Raw genomic sequence first — 14,485 nt, 5'->3', positions numbered from 1 at the left:
CCGCCGCTCAGCCCCGCTCGGGCTGGACGATCTGGGCGCGCAGGGTGCCCAGCAGGTCGGCGCTGTCGGAGACGGACAGCCTGGTGAACACGCCTGTGGCGATGCTGCCGTGGTCGACCGACGTGCAGACCACCACGTCACTGCCGTCCGCGCGGCCGACCGCGCACCGTTCGTGCCTGCCCCGCACACCTGTGTCCACGGTCTCGGCGGTGCCCAGCGCGTACCGCTCGGTGAGGCGGCTGATCTCCGCCTCCGCATCCGCCTCCGGGCTCAGCCGGAAGCCGGTGCCGCCGAAGACGGTCACCCGCTTGCCGCTCGTCGTGGAGTAGACGCCGGCGAACGTGTCCTCGGCCAGCCAGTGCTCCTGGCGTACCTCACTCTCCAGACGCCTGGCGGTCGCGGCGCTGCCGTCGTCCTGACGCAGGCTGAGGTCCTCCACCTGGTCGGGCAGAGCCGCCCGGGCCGGGTACTGGGCCGAGATCGGGAACCCGTAGTAGGCGGGACAACCGCAGCAGCAGGCGAGGGTGAGCAGCAGCAGCCACGGCCAGCGGCGTCGCCGCCGGACCGGGACCGGCACGTTCCCCCTGGGGGCCTGCCAGCCGGGCGGCGCCGGTGGTGGCGGTGGCGTGCGCCGGCCTCGACGCTGCTTGGGCACGGGGGCCGGCGCGGGCGGTGACACCGGCCGCTGCGGTGGCGGCGCCGGCGACATCGGCCGGGTCGGCGGGACGGGCCGCGCGGCGTGCGGCGGCATGGGCGCGGCCGGCGGTGACACCTGTTGCGGAGCGGCAGGGGGAGCCGGTGGACCGGGCCACTGCCGGGTCGACGGCGGTGGGGGATACGCCAGCGTCGGGGGCAGTGGGGGCAGCTCGGCGGACGGCAGGTCCCAGCCGCCGGTGTCCACGCCGGCCCACGGGTCGACAGGGGTGCGGTGCTCCGGAGGCTCGTGGGTCACCGGCGGTGGCGGGGTCGGCTCGGTCGACGCGCCCCAGCCCTGCCGACGCGGCAGCGGGGGAGGAACCGGCGCGGACCCGCTCCACCGGGGCGCGGGCGCCTCCGCGGTGGCGGCCGTGCCCGCCTCGGCGGCGGTCGGCTCGGCACCCTGCTCCGCGGGGGCGTCCGCGGCGGCCGGGGAATCCGCCGGGTCGCGCTGGTCCGAGGGTCGGGGCTGGTCCGAGGGATCGGGCTGGTCCGGGGGTACGGGTGGGGAGGTCGCCTCGTCGGCGACCGCCGGGTCCCGCTCCGGCTCCGTGCCCGGGGTGCTCCCGTCGGCCGGCCGTGCTCCCGGCTGGGGCTCCGGCATCGCGGCAATCTCCTCTCGCGCCGGTCCGAGGTTAGTACCGCGCCGCCACCACCGCGATCGGGCGTGCGCGCGGTCACCGCCGGACGGGCGCGTACCCTTGGGCATCATGAGTGCCCCGTCCACGACGCCGCGCGCGGCCGCGACCAATTCCGTCTGGCCCCGGCTGGAGCCGCTGCTCCCTCAGGTTTCCAAGCCCATCCAGTACGTCGGCGGCGAGTTGGGCGCGGTGGTCAAGGACTGGGACGGCGCCACCGTGCGCTGGGCGCTGATGTATCCCGACGCGTACGAGGTGGGCCTGCCCAACCAGGGCGTGCAGATCCTGTACGAGGTGCTCAACGAGCTGCCCGACACCCTCGCCGAGCGGACGTACGCGGTCTGGCCGGACCTGGAGAACCTGATGCGCACGCACGGCGTGCCGCAGTTCACCGTCGACGCGCACCGGTCGGTCCGCGAGTTCGACGTGTTCGGCATCTCGTTCTCCACCGAGCTGGGTTACACGAACATGCTCACCGCGATCGACCTGGCCGGCATCCCGCTGCTCGCCGCCGACCGCACCGACGCCGACCCGGTGATCGTGGCCGGTGGGCACGCCGCGTTCAACCCGGAGCCGATCGCCGACTTCATCGACGCCGCAGTGCTCGGTGACGGCGAGGAGGCGGTCCTGGAGATCACCGCGATCGTCCGGGACTGGAAGGCCGAGGGCTGCCCCGGGGGCCGCGACGAGCTGCTGCTGCGGCTGGCCCGCACCGAGAGCGTCTACGTGCCACGCTTCTACGACGTCGACTACCTCCCCGACGGGCGCATCCAGCGGGTCGTGCCGAACCGGGCGGACGTGCCGTTCCGGGTGCACAAGCGCACGACGATGGACCTGGACGCGTGGCCGTACCCGAAGAAGCCCCTGGTCCCGCTGGCCGAGACGGTGCACGAGCGGTACGCGGTGGAGATCTTCCGGGGCTGCACCCGGGGTTGCCGGTTCTGCCAGGCCGGCATGATCACCCGGCCGGTGCGGGAGCGGTCGATCACGACCGTCGGGCAGATGGTCCGCGAGGGGCTGGAGTTCTCCGGCTTCTCCGAGGTGGGCCTGCTGTCGCTCTCCTCGGCGGACCACTCCGAGATCGGTGACATGTGCTCGGGTCTGGCCCAGCAGTACGAGGGCACGAACGTCTCGCTGTCGCTGCCGTCGACGCGGGTGGACGCCTTCAACATCGACCTCGCCCAGGAGCTGTCCCGCAACGGGAGGCGTACCGGCCTGACCTTCGCCCCGGAGGGCGGGTCGGAGCGGATCCGCAAGGTCATCAACAAGATGGTGTCGAAGGAAGACCTCATCCGCACAGTCGTCACCGCGTACAGCAACGGCTGGCGGCAGGTGAAGTTGTACTTCATGTGCGGCCTGCCCACCGAGACCGACGAGGACGTCCTCGAGATCGCCGACATGGCGCACGAGGTGATCAAGGCGGGTCGGGCCGCGACGGGTTCCAAGGACATCCGGTGCACCGTCTCCATCGGCGGGTTCGTGCCGAAGCCGCACACTCCGTTCCAGTGGGCGCCGATGGAGCGTCCGGAGGTCATCGACCACCGGCTCAAGATCCTCAAGCAGGCGATCAACTCGGACCGCTCGCTGGGCCGGGCCATCGGCTACCGCTACCACGACGGCGAGCCGTCGCTCATCGAAGGGCTGCTCTCCCGGGGCGACCGCCGGGTCGGCTCGGTGATCCGCAGGGTGTGGGAGAACGGCGGCCGGTTCGACGGCTGGAGCGAGCACTTCTCGTACCAGCGCTGGGTGGACGCCGCCGCCGAGACGCTGCCCGCGTACGGGGTGGACCTCGACTGGTACACCACCCGTCAGCGCGACGAGCTGGAGGTCCTGCCCTGGGACCACCTGGACTCGGGGCTGGACAAGGACTGGCTCTGGCAGGACTGGCAGGACTCGCTCAGCGAGTTCGAGCAGGACGACTGCCGCTGGACGCCGTGCTTCGACTGCGGTGTCTGCCCCTCGATGGACACCGAGATCCAGATCGGCCCGACCGGCCGCAAGCTGCTCCCGCTCACCCCGCTGGGCGGCAACGGCATGAAGGTGCCGGCGGCCGGCAACCCCGCCTGACCGCTCCCGCAGGGCAGCGGCGAATGCACTGAGCCGCTACCCTCCATACCCGACACGTCACCCACCGGGCCCAGGCCAGGTGGGTGACCGGCGTTGGTGCGGGAGGCGTGGTGTCCGAATTCTCCATGAACACCGGCAAGCTCGGCGAACTCGCCTCGGAGATGTCGGGGACGGCGGAGTCGCTGCGTTCCGGTGTGCTCCCCAAGATCGAATACCTGCGGTTGCCCTCCGGGGCCGCACCGGCGTTCGACGCGGGGTTCTCCGCCGCGTACGACGAGATGCACGAGACGACCACGCAGGCGGTGTCGGCGCTCGCCGCCGCGCTCGGCGAGGTCGCGCAGGGGCTCGGCCGGGTCGTCCAGCACTACCAGACGATGGAGCAGCGGCACGGCCAGTCGTTCGACACCGCTCTGGACTGACCACAGGCGCGGTTCTTTCTTCTTTCGACGGCACACGGGGGGTGAGCTGTGGCGGACAACGTGGTGTCCGGCGCTGACACGGCAGGCACGATCGGCTTGGAGGCGGTCATCATCGGCCTGGGCGGGACGCTCGCCGTGGCCGCCGAGCCGTCCGGCGCTGGGGCCCTGGCGATGGCCTTCGTCAGCCCGGTCGCCGTCATGAACATCCGCAGCTGGGCCCCGTTCCAGGAGGCCGACGACAAGTGGACGGGCCTCGCCGAGGAGTTCTCCGCCCTGGCCGGCCGGCTGTCCCGACTCCACGGCGAGGTCGACGGGCTGTGGAAGGGCGGCGGCGCCGAGGTCTTCAAGAGTTTCCTGGCCACGAAGGTCGTCGAGCCGCTGGACGCACTGAAGGAACTGGCCATCACGACCTCGTCGGGCTGCAACACAGTCGCCGACGGGCTCGAGACGCTCTTCTGGGCCTGGTCGGTGGGCACCGGCCTCGCGATCGTCGGCTGCATCGCCGCCAACACCGCAGGCCCGGCCGGCCCCGCCTTCAAGTGGGCGGTCATCGGCAGTTGGGCCGCGTTCGTGACCGCCATCATCACCGCCATCGTCGGGCTCATGCAGGCCATGCGCGGCGCGAACAGCGCGATCGGCACGGCAGTGGCCCAGCTCAAGCGCGGGTTCGAGCTGACCGGGGACAAGGTCGACGCCGAGAGCGCCCGGATCGGGGACCGCTACCGGGAGATCGTCAGCGACCCGGAGAGCTGGAACAAGGAGATCGTGGTACCGGGCAACTGAGTCCGACGAACGGAGCAGTGATGAGTGATGCCTACCGCAGGGCCGTCGACTCCGCCCGGGAGGTGACCCGCACCGAGGCGTACGAACCCGCTCTGCGTCGCGCCGAGGAGGCCACCCGGGACCTCGTGGCGATGGTCGCCGAGACCCGCGACCGGACGTACGAGGGGACCGACGAGACAGGGGCGATAGTCGCGGTCGTCGACGGGGCGGGCAAGGTGACCGACGTACGGATCAGCGCGCGGGCGGTGCGGGACCTGCCCGCCAACCTCCTGGGCCCGCACTGCCGTCAGGCGGTGACCGCCGCCCGGCTCGCCATGGCGCAGACCATCCGGGCCGGTCTCGACGACGTCGTGCCGGACCCGGTCGACTGGGAAGCCGGCGCGCGGGATCCGCTTACCGTGTGGCGCGACGCGACGAGGGGGCTCCGATGAGGAGGGTCGACATCGCACAGTTGGTCACGGAGGTGACCGCGCTGCTGGAGACGGCCACAAGTGAGACCGGGCAACTGGCCCGGGAGGAGTTCGTCGGCACCGCCGCGGACGGCATGGTCACCGCCACCGTGTCCGGTGCGAAGGAGCTGCTGGACGTCTCCGTCGCCGCGCGGGCCCCCCGTACGGTGGACAACATCACGCTCGGCGAGGCGGTGGTGGAGGCCGTCCGCGCCGCCGAGGCGCTCGCCGACGAGCGTCGGTCGGAGATCATGTCCGGCCTGCGGCTGGGAGGTGTCGACGTCGACACATTCCTGGCCGATCCGATGTCGCTGGTGCCCCGTGGGAGGGACGGACGATGAGCCCTGACAAGGCCCGTGTGCTGGTGGTGATGCTCTCGGTGATCGCCGTGATCCTCGTGGGTCTGGTGGTCCTGATGGTCGTCCAGGTGATGCGGGACGAGGCCGCCTGGAGTGGCGTGGCTGTCCTGCTGGCTCCGTTGGCCCTGGTGGGGATCGGTATCGCGCTGCTCGTCCCGCAACTGCGTCGCTGACATCGACAGCAGTGGTTACGATTAGCGACGGTGGGTGCTGCCTCGACGTGGCGGTACTCGATACGCTGCGTCTGACATGGACCGACCCGGTGGGTCGGCAACGGGGAGGAATCGCATGGGGGACATTCCGCCGCCGAACACCGGCGATCTGCACGTCAGCGTCGAGGACCTGGACGCGGCGGCCACGTACATCGAGCGCCTGAAGCAGTACGTCGACGACACCATCAAGTACGAGATGGAGCGCGTCAAGGAACGGATGAAGGGCGACAGCAGCAGCGCGCAGACCGTTCCGAACGGCACCCCCTTCGGTGCCTTCGAGGATGCCCGCATGCAGTGGCAGGCGCTCACGAAGTCCACCGCCAACATGGAGGCGCACCTGACGACGCTGTCGCAGAAGCTCGCGGCGCTGAAGAAGGGCACCGAGGACATCGCCAAGGCGTTCCGCGACACGGAGGCCCGCAACGCCGCCAACGGCAAGGAGATCGAACGCCTCCTGGACTCCGCGGCGCCGCCGCCCACGGCCAGCGGCGCACCCACCTACCCGTACACGGCCTGAGGGGGACGACATGGCTGGAGGAACCTGGGAGCGGTGCGTCCGCGAGGTGACGCTCTCCGCGGACCCGGACACCGTCGGTTCGGTCGGGGTGGGCTGGAACAACCTCTCCACCGGTCTGGGCTACCTGCGCGACGCGCTCGTCGGCCGGTCGTTCGTCGGCCCGATCGCGACCGGTCAGGAGCGCCCGCACGTCGGCGGGCTGCCGGCCATGCTCGCCGGTTGGAAGGGCAGCGGCGGTGACGCGTACCGCGAGCACCTGGGCGAGATCGGCAAGCAGATCGAGGAGCTGATCACCGACGCGAGCAACGTCAGCGGCGCGTTGACGCGGATCGAGGGGGACATCCGCAAGGCGGTCTCCACGATCCCGGTCCCGCTGATGGACGACTTCGGCTGGAACGAGTGGAGCCTGCCCAACGGCACCGAGCTCGACGACGCCCGCGACGGCGAGAGCACGACGGGGTTCCTGGCCGCCCTCCGGCAGGACTACCAGAGCAACCCGGCGTCGTACGCCGACGGCGCGTTCCGCGACAAGGCCGACGACCTGGAAGCGACGATGAAGGTCGACGGCCAGGCCGGTGACCAGAAGCGCGGCGGCTGGTGGGACACCAAGTCCCACCTGGACAACTGGTACCGGGACAACCAGCAGGCCGCCAACACGGCGATGTCTCCACTGCCCAAGGCGGTGTACACCGAACGTCCCAAGCTGGTCGTACAGGATCCGTCGGGTCAGCAGGACACCTACCGGCCCGACGACCGGGTGTCGCCGACGGGTCGCCCCGACACCGGCAATCCCAACATCGGCAATCCCGACGTCGGTACTCGTCCGGACATCGGCAGCAGGCCGCCCGGCATCGGCGACACAGGTGGCCCCACGTCCGGCGTGGGTCCGTTCTCCCCGCCCACGACCGGCGGTCCCGGCGAGGGCCCCTCGTCGACCGGGGCGGGCCCGTTCGACCCGCCGTCCACCGGCTCCGGCTACCCGGGAGGCGACGAGGACTACACAAGTGGCCTGGCCGGTGCCGGGCCCGGTGGGGTCGGCAGCGGCTTCGGCGGCGGCCTGGGCGGCTCCGGCGTCGGCAGCGCCGGGCTGGGTGGCGCCGGCGGTGGCTTCGGAGGCGGTGGTGTCGGTTCGGCAGGCGGGATCGGGGCCGGCGGTGGTGGCCTGGGCGCCGCCGGCGGGATCGGCATGGGCGGAATCCCCGGCATGGTCGGCGGTGGCAACGGCAAGGTGCCGCCGATGACGAGCGCGGCGAACGCGCTGCGTACCGCGGCGGGCGCGGGCGGCGCCGGCGCGGCGGGCGGCGCGCGTGGCGGTGCCGGGATGATGGGCGGCGGCATGATGGGCGGCGCCGGAGGTGCCGGACACGGCGCCGGTGGCACGGGCTCCGAGCACTCGTCGTGGTTGACTGAGGACGACGATCCGTGGGGCCCCGGTGACGGTGCGTCCCCCGGTGTCCTGCGATGAGGATGGACGGATGAGGGTGAACGTCGGAGCGCTCCGGCCGGTCGCGGCTGGCCTGCTGGCGGGTCTCCTGGTGCTGGGGGCCGCCCAACCGGCCGCCGCCGCGCCCCGGCGAGCCGAACAGTGGTATCTGGACGAGCTCCGGATCGAGCAGGCACAGAAGCTCTCCACCGGGCGGGGCGTGGTCGTGGCCGTGATCGACAGCGGCGTCGACGCCAGCCACCCGGATCTGAAGGGCCGGGTGCTCGCCGGTGGCCGCAGCTACGGCGCCGGTGGGGACGGCCGGGCCGACGAGGACGGGCACGGCACCCACCTGTCCGGCATCATCGCGGCGACGAACGCCAGCAGCGACGGTGTCGACGGCATCGCACCCGACGCGCGGATCCTGCCCATCAAGCTGCACGCGGGCAAGGCCCAGCCGTATGACGACACTGCGGTCTCGCGCGGCATCCGGATGGCCGTGGACGGCGGCGCCGATGTGATCAACCTGTCCCAGGGCAAGCCCTCGGCGGTCACTCCGGAGGAGGAGAGCGCCATCAGGTACGCCCTGGACCGCGACGTCGTCGTGGTGGTCTCCGCCGGCAACCTCGCCAGGGGCCTCGTGCAGGTGGCCGCTCCCGCCACCGTTCCCGGCGTGCTCGCCGTCACCGGCACCACCCGGGGTGGCGCCTTCTGGTCCGGGTCGGCCAACGGGCCGGAGGCGGTGATCGCCGCGCCCGGCGACGACGTCTACAACGTGGGGCCCGGCAAGGGCTACGGATGGGGTGACGGCACCTCCGACTCGGCCGCGATCGTGTCAGGTGTGGCCGCGTTGATCCGGGCGAAGTATCCGAACCTCGACGCCGCCAACGTGATCAACCGGATCATCCGGACCGCCCGGGACGCCGGTCCGGCCGGCCGGGACCCGCAGTACGGCTTCGGCCTGATCGACCCGGTGACCGCGTTGAGCGCGAACGTGCCGCAGGTCGCCGCCAACCCACTGCTGGATCCGTCAGCCGTGACCAACCCGACGCCGGCCCGCGCGGATCCCTCGGACGAGGAGTTCGACGTCACCCAGCACGGCGACCGTGGTGGTCCCACGGACCAGCAGGTCATGGTCATCGGCATCGGCATCGCCGTGGTGCTGGTGCTGCTGGTGGCGCTTGTGGTCTTCCTGATCTGGAACCGTCGCCGGTACCGCCGCGAGGCGGCCCTGCCGGCCGACCTCCCGGATGACGTGCTCGACCCCGCGCCCCCCACCGGGTACGCCCCACCGGAGGGCTACGCCCCTCCACCCGGGTACGCCCCACCGCCGGGTTACGCCCCGCCAGGTGGGACACCGCCTCCGCCGCCGAGGGAGCGGTAACCCCTCTGTTCGTCGACGGGCCGGCAGGTGACCGCGGGTCGTCGGCCGGCCCGCGGAGTCGTGGGGCGGGTCGACCCGGCCCCGCTGACCGGTTTGCGCCGGTTCACCGGGCCGATCCGGCCGCCCCGGTTGCGTACCGTCACGGGCCCTGCGCCAGGATGGGTGGACACGCAGGTACACCCCAGGGAGCCCACGATCGCCAGAAAGCCTCAACCCGAGGGCGGCCAGGCACCGGTCGTCCAGCGCGTCCGCATCCGGTACGCCAAGCGCGGACCTCTGCGGTTCACCTCGCACCGGGACTTCGCCCGGGCCTTCGAGCGTGCGCTGCGTCGGGCCGCCGTGCCGATCGCCTTCTCCCAGGGATTCACCCCGCACCCGAAGATCTCCTACGCCAGCGCCGCGCCCACCGGGGTGGCGAGCGAGGCCGAGTACCTGGAGATCGGCCTCCAGGCGCCGGTCGACCCGGAGGCGCTGCGGGCGGCGCTGGACGCCGCGCTCTCGCCCGGCCTGGACGTGCTGGACGCCGTGGTCGCCGACGGGGGCAGCCTGCCGGACCGGATCCAGGCCTCGCACTGGCACATCGAGTTGCCCGAGGTCGACCCGACCGTGCTGCGCGCCGCCGTGGACGCGTTCACCGCCGCCGACGAGGTGCTGGTCGAGCGGATGACCAAGCAGGGCCGACGCACCTTCGACGCACGTGCGGCGGTGATATCGATCGATGTCCTCGCCTCGACGCCGACGCCTTCCGGGGCACCGGCCGTCCCGTGTGCGATACTCGAACTGGTCGTGCGGCAGGTCACCCCGTCCGTACGGCCCGATGACGTCCTTTCCGGCCTCCGCGTGGTGGCCGACCTGGAGCCGCCGGTCTCGCCGAGGGTGACCCGGCTGGCTCAGGGCACGCTGACCGCGCAGGGTGCGATCGTGGATCCGTTGGATGCGGACCGCGACGGGGCAGCCATCGTTGGGCACTGACCGACGGTCAGTGCTCTGGCAGGCAGACTTCGGCGGTCGCGCACCACGCGCGCCCGGCGGAAACACTTTTGCGGCGACCCTGCGTGGCAGCGCTCACCCGCGCCCGGGCTAGCCAGAACTGGAGAACGTCCATGCTCGAGAACGAGCCCGAGGGCGGCGAACGGACCGGTTCACAGCCGGCCGGCGAGACCGCCGACCAGAGCACCACTGCCGACGGCGGCGCCGTCGCGACCCCCGGCACGGAGCCGTCCGGGGCGGAGAACGCCGAGCCCCCAGCACCGGTGCGACGTGCCCGGGCGACCCGGCGGCGGGCCGCCCCGCTCAACCAGCCGGAGCAGGCCGAGGCGCCCGTCGAGGCGTCCGCCGCCGGGGCTGGCGCTGTCGAGTCGCCCCAGGCTGAGGTCTTCGCCCCGATCTCCGGTGACCTGGACGTCGCCCCGAAGACGCCCCGGCGCCGCCGCAAGGCGACAGCCGTCGAGACCACCGCCGACGAGCCGCTGGTCGCGGCCAGTGCGGAGGTGGCCCCGACCGACGTCGTACCTCCGGTCAAGGTCACCCGCACCCGGCGCAAGAAGGCCACGCCGGCCGCCGTCGAGGAGCCTCCCGCCGCCGTCGAGGAGCCGCCGGCCGTCGACGAGGTGCCCGCCGTCGAGGACGAGGACGCCCAGGCTGCGGAATCCGACAGGCGCGAGGCCGAGGCGGAGCTGAACGAGACAAGCGCCGAGCCGACCCGGACCAGCGGCGTCGAGGGTGTCTCCGGTGAGGTGCCGCCGGGCGTGGCCGTGGCCGCGGTGCCGGATGAGCCGGCCGAGGTGGTCGAGCCGGAGCAGCCGCGTACCCGCCGTCGCCGGGCGGCGCTCACCGCGCCCACCGTGCTGTTCATGGCGCCGCAGCCGGACGCCGTACCGGTGACCCGGCCGGCCGAGCCCGCCCCGGTCGCCGAGGAGCCGGCCGTCGAGGCCGAGCCGTCCCGCCGTCGCCGGCGTCCCCGCCGCGACGTCGAGCCGGTGGAGCCGGTCGAGGCGGTCGAGGCCGAGGAGGAGCCGACCGAGGAGGCCGAGGAGGCCACCGAGGCGGATGAGGACGACGAGGACAGCGCCGCCGCGCGCCGTCGCCGCCGGCGTGGTCGCCGGGGCCGGGGCCGGGGCAAGGGCGGTGCCGAGGACTCCGAGGACGACGACTCCGAGGAGGCCGCGCAGGCCGAGGAGGAGGAGACCGCCGAGGCCGAGGGCGACGAGGACGAGGAGTCCGAGGGCGGGGACGGGATGACCCGTCGGCGCCGACGTCGCCGCCGTCGGGGCGCGGGTGACACCGAGGGTGCCGCCGACGACGGCGTACCCACCGTGGTCAAGATCCGTGAGCCGCGCAAGACGGTCGACGAGGTGCAGGGCGTGTCCGGCTCGACCCGGCTGGAGGCCAAGCGCCAGCGCCGCCGGGACGGCCGGGAGCAGCGGCGTACGCGTCCGCCGATCCTCAGCGAGTCGGAGTTCCTGGCCCGCCGGGAGGCGGTCGACCGGGTGATGGCGGTCCGCCAGCGCGGTGACCGCACCCAGATCGCCGTCCTGGAGGACGGGGTGCTTGTCGAGCACTACGTGACCCGCAACTCCTCAGGCACCATGGCCGGCAACGTGTACCTGGGCAAGGTGCAGAACGTGCTGCCGAGCATGGAGGCGGCGTTCGTCGACGTCGGCCGGGGCCGCAACGCGGTGCTGTACGCCGGCGAGGTCAACTGGGACACCTCCGGCCTGGAGGGGCGCGCCCGCTCGATCGAGCAGGCGCTGCGCTCCGGCGACTCGGTGCTGGTCCAGGTCACCAAGGACCCGATCGGGCACAAGGGCGCGCGGCTGACCAGCCACATCGCGCTGTCCGGCCGGCACCTGGTGTACGTGCCCAACGGCAACGCCTCAGGCATCAGCCGCAAGCTGCCGGACACCGAGCGCAAGCGGCTGCGGGACGCGCTCAAGAAGCTGGTCCCGGACGGCGCGGGCGTGATCGTCCGTACGGCCGCCGAGGGCGCCAGCGAGGACGAGCTGGCCCGGGACGTCAAGCGGCTCCAGGCGCAGTGGGAGGACATCCAGGCCAAGGCTGCCGAGGGTGGCGCGCCGGTGCTGTTGTACGAGGAGCCCGACCTGGTCATCCGGGTGGTCCGGGACCTGTTCAACGAGGACTTCCGCGAGCTGGTGATCGAGGGCGAGCAGTCGTACGACATGGTCGAGTCGTACCTGTCGCACGTCTCCCCGGACCTGGTCGACCGGGTGCGCCGGCACGTCGGCACGAGCGACGTGTTCGCCGAGTACCGGATCGACGAGCAGATCATCAAGGGCCTGGACCGCAAGGTCTTCCTGCCGTCCGGCGGCTCGCTGGTGATCGACAAGACCGAGGCCATGACTGTGGTCGACGTCAACACCGGCAAGTACACGGGCTCCGGGGGCAACCTGGAGGAGACGGTCACCCGCAACAACCTGGAGGCGGCCGAGGAGATCGTCCGCCAGTTGCGGCTGCGCGACATCGGCGGCATCGTGGTGATCGACTTCATCGACATGGTGCTCGAGTCGAACCGTGAGCTGGTGCTGCGCCGGCTGACCGAGTGCCTGGGCCGGGACCGGACCAAGCACCAGGTCACCGAGATCACCTCGCTCGGCCTGGTGCAGATGACCCGTAAGCGGATCGGCGCGGGGCTGCTGGAGGCGTTCAGCGAGACCTGCGAGTGCTGCAAGGGTCGGGGCGTCATCATCCACACCGAGCCGGTGCCGGAGAAGCCGCGTACCGGTGGGGCGGGGGAGAAGGTCAAGGCGGTCGCCTCGTCGGTCGCCGCCGCTCCGCCCGCCGAGCAGGGCACCGCGTCGTCCCGCCGCCGGGCGCGCAAGAGCGCCTCGGCGGAGAAGGCGGTGGTCGAGGTCACCGAGACCGACGGCGCTGCCGAACCGGGCGCCGACTACGTCGACACCATGGGCTACGACCTGTCCCGCTACGAGTCGGACACCGCCGCCGCGCCGGCCGTGTCGGACAGCCAGCAGGGCGAGTCGGCCCGGCTGGCCGCCGCGGACGACCCGGATGCGCTCGCCGACGGTGACTCCGAGGAGGAGAGCACCGAGGGCGGCGCGGGCCGTCGCCGTTCCCGTCGGGGTGGCGCCCGCCGGCGGACCCGCCCCTGACCGTCTGACCGGCCCGATGTTTGACGAGGTCCCTTCCCCGGCATAGTGACGGGGGAGGGACCTCGCCGGTCCGGCCATCCTCGGTCAGGAGAAGAAGATGCGTCGTCTGCTCGCCGTCACCGTGCTGGTCGCCGCGCTCTCCGCCGGGGGTGGTTGCGCCGCCGACGGGAGCCCGACCGGTTCGGCCACCGGGGGCGCCCCCTCCGGCCCGGTCGGCACGCCGGCGGGTGGCGGCGCGGCGGCCGGCGACACCGTCCAGGTCTGTGCCGCCGCGCGGCAGGTGGGCGCCAGCGCCGTCCAGACGTACGTGGAGGAGTTGGGCCGGATGATCGCGGCGCTGGGCGACGGGGACAGCGCCACCGCCGAGGCCGCCCGTGAGCGGGCCGAGGCGGCGCTGACGGGCTGGCGGACGGCGCTGCGGGAGCAGTCGGCGCGGACTGCCGATCCGCAGCTCAAGACGCTGCTCACCGACATCGGGACCGAGGTCGCCGCGCTCGGCGTCGACGTCGAGTCGATCGACGAGACCGAACTCGACAGGCTTCAGCAGCGTCTCGACCAGCTCTGTCCGCGCTGAGCAGGGCGGGCCGGTTTGGGGTCCGGCCCGGCGATGGCGTACTCTTGCCTGCGGCGCACTTTTGGTGTGCCGTGTTCCCGTGTGCCCGCGCCGCCGTGCACTGCTACCCGGCGAGCCGCCACGGGGACAACCGCCAGCAGCCTCAACGACAGGGAGTCCGCCTCCGATGTACGCGATCGTCAAGACCGGCGGCAAGCAGTACAAGGTCGCCGAGGGCGACGTGATCGAGGTCGAGAAGCTCACCGGTGCTCCCGGTGACGCGGTGAAGCTCACCGCGGTGCTCCTCGTCGACGGTGACGACCTGGTGACCGACGCGGCGAAGCTTGCCGAGGTCGCGGTGTCCGGCGAGATCGCCGCGCACACCAAGGGCCCGAAGATCCGGATTCACAAGTTCAAGAACAAGACCGGCTACCACAAGCGCCAGGGTCACCGCCAGCCGTTGACCCAGGTCAAGGTGACCGGCATCTCCAGCGGGAAGTAGGTCGTCCTCCAATGGCTCACAAAAAGGGTGCGTCCAGCTCGCGTAACGGTCGCGATTCCGCGGCCCAGCGACTCGGCGTGAAGCGCTTCGGTGGTCAGGTCGTCAGCGCCGGTGAGATCCTCATCCGGCAGCGTGGCACCAAGTTCCACCCCGGTGACCTGGTCGGCCGTGGCGGCGACGACACGCTGTTCGCCCTGGCCGCCGGTTCGGTCCTGTTCGGCACCAAGCGCGGTCGCAAGACCGTCAGCATCGTTCCGCAGCAGTAGCTCTCGAGCTGAGCGGGCCGCGGACCTCCGGGTCCCGGCCCGCTTCGCTTTTTCGAAGTGCGGGGTCGACCCTCGCTGGAAGGATTGACG

The 14,485-nt window shown here is 72.4% G+C and carries 15 protein-coding genes; 14 read left to right on the top strand and 1 reads right to left on the bottom strand.

Annotation, left to right across the window (positions count from 1 at the left end):
• Positions 1-7 precede the first annotated feature (7 nt).
• On the bottom strand, positions 8-1,300 hold the full coding sequence (locus ACFY1S_RS28645; RefSeq protein WP_387123929.1) for a hypothetical protein: 1,293 nt from the start codon (positions 1,298-1,300) through the stop codon (positions 8-10).
• Positions 1,301-1,406: 106 nt separating this feature from the next.
• On the opposite strand from ACFY1S_RS28645, the gene ACFY1S_RS28640 reads away from it, so the two are divergent.
• The 14 genes from ACFY1S_RS28640 to rpmA all read left to right on the top strand — a co-directional run bounded on the left by ACFY1S_RS28640 (position 1,407) and on the right by rpmA (position 14,395).
• Positions 1,407-3,401, top strand: coding sequence for a TIGR03960 family B12-binding radical SAM protein (locus tag ACFY1S_RS28640; protein ID WP_387123927.1), 1,995 nt, complete (start codon positions 1,407-1,409; stop codon positions 3,399-3,401).
• Between the two features lie 110 nt (positions 3,402-3,511).
• A complete protein-coding gene (locus tag ACFY1S_RS28635; RefSeq protein WP_364362231.1) occupies positions 3,512-3,820 on the top strand; it encodes a type VII secretion target in 309 nt (102 codons plus the stop codon).
• Between the two features lie 48 nt (positions 3,821-3,868).
• Positions 3,869-4,603, top strand: a complete 735-nt coding sequence (locus tag ACFY1S_RS28630; RefSeq protein ID WP_387123925.1) for a hypothetical protein — start codon at positions 3,869-3,871, stop codon at positions 4,601-4,603.
• A gap of 20 nt (positions 4,604-4,623) precedes the next feature.
• Positions 4,624-5,034, top strand: coding sequence for a YbaB/EbfC family nucleoid-associated protein (locus ACFY1S_RS28625; RefSeq protein ID WP_387123923.1), 411 nt, complete (start codon positions 4,624-4,626; stop codon positions 5,032-5,034).
• Complete coding sequence (locus tag ACFY1S_RS28620; RefSeq protein ID WP_364362234.1) at positions 5,031-5,393, top strand: YbaB/EbfC family nucleoid-associated protein; 363 nt, start codon at positions 5,031-5,033, stop codon at positions 5,391-5,393. Before ACFY1S_RS28625 ends, ACFY1S_RS28620 begins: the two co-directional genes overlap by 4 nt.
• Positions 5,390-5,584 carry a hypothetical protein gene (locus tag ACFY1S_RS28615; RefSeq protein WP_364362235.1) on the top strand — a complete coding sequence of 65 codons (195 nt, stop codon included), beginning with the start codon at positions 5,390-5,392 and terminating at the stop codon, positions 5,582-5,584. Before ACFY1S_RS28620 ends, ACFY1S_RS28615 begins: the two co-directional genes overlap by 4 nt.
• A gap of 115 nt (positions 5,585-5,699) precedes the next feature.
• Positions 5,700-6,140 (top strand): hypothetical protein, encoded by a 441-nt coding sequence (locus tag ACFY1S_RS28610; RefSeq protein WP_387123921.1) that lies wholly within the window; start codon positions 5,700-5,702, stop codon positions 6,138-6,140.
• 10 nt (positions 6,141-6,150) lie between these two features.
• Entirely contained in the window at positions 6,151-7,605 is a 1,455-nt protein-coding gene (locus tag ACFY1S_RS28605; RefSeq protein WP_387123920.1) for a hypothetical protein, read from the top strand.
• A 10-nt stretch (positions 7,606-7,615) separates the two neighbouring features.
• A complete protein-coding gene (gene mycP, locus ACFY1S_RS28600) occupies positions 7,616-8,947 on the top strand; it encodes a type VII secretion-associated serine protease mycosin (protein WP_387123918.1) in 1,332 nt (443 codons plus the stop codon).
• 252 nt (positions 8,948-9,199) lie between these two features.
• Positions 9,200-9,919, top strand: a complete 720-nt coding sequence (locus tag ACFY1S_RS28595) for a TIGR03936 family radical SAM-associated protein (protein ID WP_387123961.1) — start codon at positions 9,200-9,202, stop codon at positions 9,917-9,919.
• Positions 9,920-10,050: 131 nt separating this feature from the next.
• Positions 10,051-13,074 carry an Rne/Rng family ribonuclease gene (locus ACFY1S_RS28590; protein ID WP_387123916.1) on the top strand — a complete coding sequence of 1,008 codons (3,024 nt, stop codon included), beginning with the start codon at positions 10,051-10,053 and terminating at the stop codon, positions 13,072-13,074.
• Between the two features lie 97 nt (positions 13,075-13,171).
• Complete coding sequence (locus ACFY1S_RS28585) at positions 13,172-13,648, top strand: hypothetical protein (RefSeq protein ID WP_387123914.1); 477 nt, start codon at positions 13,172-13,174, stop codon at positions 13,646-13,648.
• Between the two features lie 166 nt (positions 13,649-13,814).
• Positions 13,815-14,129, top strand: a complete 315-nt coding sequence (gene rplU, locus ACFY1S_RS28580; RefSeq protein ID WP_007464063.1) for a 50S ribosomal protein L21 — start codon at positions 13,815-13,817, stop codon at positions 14,127-14,129.
• 11 nt (positions 14,130-14,140) lie between these two features.
• Positions 14,141-14,395 (top strand): 50S ribosomal protein L27, encoded by a 255-nt coding sequence (rpmA, locus tag ACFY1S_RS28575; protein ID WP_043966727.1) that lies wholly within the window; start codon positions 14,141-14,143, stop codon positions 14,393-14,395.
• Positions 14,396-14,485 lie beyond the last annotated feature (90 nt).

The organism is Micromonospora sp. NPDC000663, from assembly GCF_042898105.1.
GTDB lineage: Bacteria > Actinomycetota > Actinomycetes > Mycobacteriales > Micromonosporaceae > Micromonospora.
Note: the sequence above shows the minus strand (reverse complement) of the source record. Positions and strands in the feature narration are given on the sequence as shown.

Coding starts and splice junctions, on each gene's coding strand:
- ACFY1S_RS28645 (WP_387123929.1), bottom strand. CDS start 1,300: ATGCCGGAGCCCCAGCCGGGAGCACGGCCGGCCGACGGGAGCACCCCG.
- ACFY1S_RS28640 (WP_387123927.1), top strand. CDS start 1,407: ATGAGTGCCCCGTCCACGACGCCGCGCGCGGCCGCGACCAATTCCGTC.
- ACFY1S_RS28625 (WP_387123923.1), top strand. CDS start 4,624: ATGAGTGATGCCTACCGCAGGGCCGTCGACTCCGCCCGGGAGGTGACC.
- ACFY1S_RS28620 (WP_364362234.1), top strand. CDS start 5,031: ATGAGGAGGGTCGACATCGCACAGTTGGTCACGGAGGTGACCGCGCTG.
- ACFY1S_RS28615 (WP_364362235.1), top strand. CDS start 5,390: ATGAGCCCTGACAAGGCCCGTGTGCTGGTGGTGATGCTCTCGGTGATC.
- ACFY1S_RS28610 (WP_387123921.1), top strand. CDS start 5,700: ATGGGGGACATTCCGCCGCCGAACACCGGCGATCTGCACGTCAGCGTC.
- ACFY1S_RS28605 (WP_387123920.1), top strand. CDS start 6,151: ATGGCTGGAGGAACCTGGGAGCGGTGCGTCCGCGAGGTGACGCTCTCC.
- mycP (WP_387123918.1), top strand. CDS start 7,616: ATGAGGGTGAACGTCGGAGCGCTCCGGCCGGTCGCGGCTGGCCTGCTG.
- ACFY1S_RS28590 (WP_387123916.1), top strand. CDS start 10,051: ATGCTCGAGAACGAGCCCGAGGGCGGCGAACGGACCGGTTCACAGCCG.
- ACFY1S_RS28585 (WP_387123914.1), top strand. CDS start 13,172: ATGCGTCGTCTGCTCGCCGTCACCGTGCTGGTCGCCGCGCTCTCCGCC.
- rplU (WP_007464063.1), top strand. CDS start 13,815: ATGTACGCGATCGTCAAGACCGGCGGCAAGCAGTACAAGGTCGCCGAG.
- rpmA (WP_043966727.1), top strand. CDS start 14,141: ATGGCTCACAAAAAGGGTGCGTCCAGCTCGCGTAACGGTCGCGATTCC.